The sequence below is a fragment of the Roseateles sp. P5_B10 genome, from assembly GCF_056400485.1.
The window spans coordinates 1-4,360 of record NZ_JBFULE010000445.1; the positions used below are offsets into that span (position 1 = coordinate 1).

6 protein-coding genes are annotated in these 4,360 nt (G+C 67.9%); 4 read left to right on the forward strand and 2 right to left on the reverse strand.

What is annotated here, in order from left to right; genetic code table 11:
- The coding region (locus tag AC1DU6_RS21510; protein ID WP_477859475.1) for a TatD family hydrolase at positions 1-670 on the forward strand (670 nt) is incomplete at its 5' end.
- Here AC1DU6_RS21510 and AC1DU6_RS21515 read toward each other — a convergent pair.
- Positions 671-1,492: an MOSC domain-containing protein gene (locus tag AC1DU6_RS21515; protein ID WP_477859477.1), complete on the reverse strand. Its 822-nt coding sequence runs from the start codon at positions 1,490-1,492 to the stop codon at positions 671-673.
- 13 nt (positions 1,493-1,505) lie between these two features.
- Complete coding sequence (locus AC1DU6_RS21520) at positions 1,506-2,315, reverse strand: mechanosensitive ion channel family protein (RefSeq protein WP_056193115.1); 810 nt, start codon at positions 2,313-2,315, stop codon at positions 1,506-1,508.
- 18 nt (positions 2,316-2,333) lie between these two features.
- On the opposite strand from AC1DU6_RS21520, the gene AC1DU6_RS21525 reads away from it, so the two are divergent.
- From AC1DU6_RS21525 to AC1DU6_RS21535, 3 genes are all read left to right on the forward strand, one after another.
- Positions 2,334-2,894 (forward strand): DNA-deoxyinosine glycosylase, encoded by a 561-nt coding sequence (locus AC1DU6_RS21525; RefSeq protein WP_477859480.1) that lies wholly within the window; start codon positions 2,334-2,336, stop codon positions 2,892-2,894.
- A 36-nt stretch (positions 2,895-2,930) separates the two neighbouring features.
- A complete protein-coding gene (locus AC1DU6_RS21530; RefSeq protein WP_477859482.1) occupies positions 2,931-3,704 on the forward strand; it encodes a spermine/spermidine synthase domain-containing protein in 774 nt (257 codons plus the stop codon).
- A gap of 14 nt (positions 3,705-3,718) precedes the next feature.
- The coding region (locus AC1DU6_RS21535; RefSeq protein WP_477859484.1) for a GspE/PulE/PilB domain-containing protein at positions 3,719-4,360 on the forward strand (642 nt) is incomplete at its 3' end.

Genomic DNA, 4,360 nt, shown 5'->3' on the forward strand with positions numbered 1-4,360 from the left:
CCTGCTGGCCATCCAGCACGACTTCACCTACGCCCTGGGCATCCATCCGCTGTGCGTGATGCGCGCGGGCGAAGGCGATCTGGAAAAACTCGCCGAAGCGGTGGAGACGCATCATGCCGATCCGCGTCTCGTCGCCGTTGGCGAAATCGGCCTCGACTATTTCGTCGAGGGCATCGACCCCGACACCCAGCAGCACTTCTACGTCGAGCAACTCAAGCTCGCCAAGCGCGCCGGCCTGCCGGTGCTGCTGCACGTGCGGCGCAGCGCCGACAAGCTGCTGGCCGGCCTGCGCCGTGTCGGCTTCACGCACGGTGGCATAGCCCATGCCTTCAACGGCAGCGAGCAGCAGGCGCAAGCCTTCATCGAGCTGGGCTTCAAGCTCGGCTTCGGCGGCACGCTGACCTTCGAGCGGTCCCTGCAGATCCGCCGCATTGCAGCCAGCGTGCCGGATACGGCGCTGGTCATGGAGACTGATGCGCCGGACATCCCGCCGCAGTGGCTCTACAAGACCGCCGAGCAGCGCGAAACCAGCCCAGGCCAGGCACGCAACGAGTCGGCCGARCTGCCGCGCATTGCCGAAAGCCTGGCCGAGCTGCGCGGCTGGACGCTGGAGCAGACGGCGGCAATCACCAGCGCCAACGCGCGCGCCGCGCTGCCGCGACTGGGCTGATCAGGCCTCGCCGAAATTCAGCGACAGGTCCACGCGGTCGCCGATGCGCAGGGTCCCCGCGCCGTCGCCACGCGCGTAGACACCGAACTGCACCGGTGCGCCCGGGGCGCGCTCGGCACTGAGCCGGGTCAAGGCGTCCAGCACGACCGGCTGCGGTTCGCCGCTCGCCGGGTCCACCGTTGGCACGACGCAGCGCACGCAGACCGTCGTGCGGCGCAGCGTCAGTGCGCCGATGCGGGCCTCGACCAGGATGTCCTCGATGAAAGGCGGCAGGTCGCCGCCGTCTTCGGCACTGAGCAGCAGATTGGGTCGCGCACGCTGTGCCGGCCCGTTCAGCGGCTGGGCCATGGCGTCCTGCCAGGACTGCAGCGAACCCTCGCCGACGATGTGCAGTGCATTGAGGATGGGCCGGCGCTGTGCCTCAATGCTCAAGCGCACCAGCCGCAGCGGCTCGCCCGTGGTCGCCTTGAGCAGCGCGGCCGCGTCTTCGCCAGCATCCCAGACCTGCAGCACGTCGAAGTCCTGGCGTTCGCCGTTCCAGCCGCGCACTTCCAGCGCGTCGCCGCCTTCGCCGGGCACCGTCAACGACCGGCCCAAGGCCTGCAACTCGAGGTCCGAGCCCACCAACCGGGCGTGGACCAGCGCGAGCCGTGGGTGCGCGCCCATCCATGTCAGCTCGCCGCCCGCGTCGACGATGCCCCAGCCGCGGTCGCCCACGGGCCAGCCGTCGCCGTCCAGCAGCAGGGTATTGACGGCTTCGCCGGCGCACGACTTGACGGGGTAGCGCCACAGCCCGGCGACGCGGGCGGTCAGGTCAGCCATGGTTTCTCCAGGTTCAGCGATTGCGCGGCGCGAGGGGCGTCTCCGGCACCGGGTAGCCGGCGGCGCCAAAGGTCGCGACGACGGCCTTGTGGGTGTCGAAGTAGACCTGCCAGTAATGGTCCGTGTGGCAGTACGGCCGCACGCACAGCAGCGGGCCTTCGGGCGTGAACTGCAGGATCTCGATATCGGGCGCCGGCTTGGCCAGCACATTGGGAATGGCCGCGATGGCCGGACGCAGCCGCGCGATGGCGTCCAGCGGGTCCACGCTGTTGGCAACCTTGGCCAGGCAGTCGACGCGGCGGAACGCCTGCGCCGAGTAGTTCTGGATGGCGCTGCTGAACACGGTGTTGTTGCCGACGAGGGTGTGCACGTTGTCCGGTGTGTTGATGGTGGTGCCGAACAGGCCGATCTCGGTCACCGTGCCCGTCACGCCACCCGCCTGCACGAAGTCGCCCACCTTGAAAGGCCGCAGCACCTGCATGAAGACACCCGCCGCGAAGTGGGTCAGCAGCCCGCCCCAGGCCGTGCCGATAGCCAGGCCCGCGCCGGCCAGCAAGGCGGCGAAGGAGGTGGTCTTGACGCCGAAGATGTCCAGGATCGCGAGGATCAGCACCAGGTTCAGCAGCACGCTGAGGATGGAGCGCAGATAGGTGGCCAGCGTCGAGTCGATGCGCTTGCCGCGCTCCAGCGCCGCCGAGAACACGCGCAGCGCGATTGAAATGAGCCACCGGCCCACGACCCAGGCCGCGATGGCCGCGAGAATCTTCAAGCCGAAGTCCACGCCCTGGGTGCTGAGAAACAGCCAGATGGCTTCCGTATTCATCATGTCGAGTCACTCCCTGTGAAAATCCGCGCATCGTCGCAGCTGCCGGCCGTGTTTGCCACTCCTCCAAACCCCGAAATCGAGCGTCTTGTCGGCCTTGCGCCGGTGTTTGACGCCCAGGCCCGTCTGCTGGTACTCGGCAGCTTTCCCGGCGCGGCCTCGCTGCAGGCGGCGCAGTACTACGCGCATCCGCGCAATGCCTTCTGGCCCGTCCTGGCGGCGCTGCTGGGCGAACCGGATCTGGCGACGCGGCCCTATGCAGAGCGCCTGCAGGCATTGCGCCGCGGCCGGGTAGCGCTATGGGACGCCGTCGCCGCCTGCCGGCGCGAGGGCAGCCTGGACACGGCCATCGAAGCCGCCGAGCCGAGCGATCTGATGGATCTCGTCACCCGGCTGCCGCAGCTGCGCGCGATTGCCTGCAACGGCGCGCTCGCTCACCGGCAGACATTGCTGGCCCTGGGCGACGTGGCCTTGCCCGTGCTGCGACTGCCGTCGACGAGCCCAGCGCATGCTGGCCTGAGCCTGGCAGACAAGATCGCCGCCTGGCGGGCCGGACTGGCGCCGTATCTGGTGGCCTAGGATCCTGCCTATGACAAGACTGCTGACGGCCGGGCGATGAAGCCCAAGCCAACGACCTGGGGCCCGGCGACGCTGAGCGAATTYGACGGCGTGCGTTTTCTGCATCTGGACTCGATCTGGGTGCAAGGTGCRATGCGTATCCGCAAGCCSGATCAGCTGGAGCTGGAGTACATCCAGCGCATGTGCGCCTGGATGTTGTGGCGAGACCCGGCCGCACTGGGCGAAGGCCATGCCGTGCAACTCGGCCTGGGTGCCGCGGCGCTGACGCGCTTTTGCCATGGCCAGCTGAAGATGCGCACGACGGCGGTGGAGATCAACCCCGAGGTCATCGCCGCCTGCCGGCAGTGGTTCCGTCTGCCGGGCAATGATGCCCGGTTGAGCGTCGTCAACGGCGACGCCGCGGCCTGGGTCAACGACGACGCCAACCTGCAGACGGTGGATGTGTTGAGCGTGGATCTCTACGACCATGACGCGGCGTCGCCCGTGCTGGACGATGAGGCCTTTTACGCCGCCTGCCGCGGCGTGCTGGCGGACGGTGGGCTGATGACGGTCAATCTGTTCGGTCGCAGCGCCAGCTTTGCGCGCAGCGCATTGCGCATCGCCAAGGCCTTCGGGTCGGACCAGGTCTGGAGCCTGGCGCCCACCAAGGAGGGCAACACCGTCGTCGTCGCGGCGCGCGGCGTGCAGGTGCCACACCGTGACATCCTGGAGCAGCGCGCAGCTAATATCGAATCGCGCTTCAAGTTGCCGGCCCGCAAATGGCTTAGGCTGGTGCGGCCGCTGCCGATGAGCATCCTCAACGCCCTTTGAGAAGCCGAGCCTCGATGTCGACCAAGTCCAAGCCACTGGCTGCCCCCACGAAGACTGAAGGCCGCCTGGAATGGCGCCAGCTGCTGCATTGGCTGCAGGAGGATGGCCTCATCGACGAAAGCCAGGTCCAGCGCACGGAGCAGCGCTTCGCGGCCGGCGATAGCGCCCTGCATCCCCTCGTTCGCCTGGGCCATGCCGCTCTGGTGCGTCTGTCGACTGGCAAGCCACTGGATGTGGACGCACTGTCCGAATGGCTGGCGGTGCGCGCCAAGTTGCCGTATCTGCGCATCGACCCGCTGAAGGTGGACGTGGGCCGCGTCGGCGACGTGATGTCCATCGKCTATGCCGAAGCCAAGCGTTGCCTGCCGGTGCAGTTCGGCCTCAATGACGTGACGATCGCGACATCCGAGCCCTTCGACACCAGCTGGGTCGCGCAGATCGAGTCGCATGTGCGCAAGCCCATCAAGCTCGTCATTGCCAGCCCGCTGGAGATCGCGCGCTACACGACCGAATTCTTCACGCTGGCACGTTCGGTGCGCGCCGCGGCCAAGGCGGGCGAACAGAGCCAGGTGGCCAGCTTCGAGCAGCTTGTCGAGCTGGGCAAGACCAACAAGCAGCTCGATGCCAATGACCAGGGCGTCGTGCAGGTCGTCGAC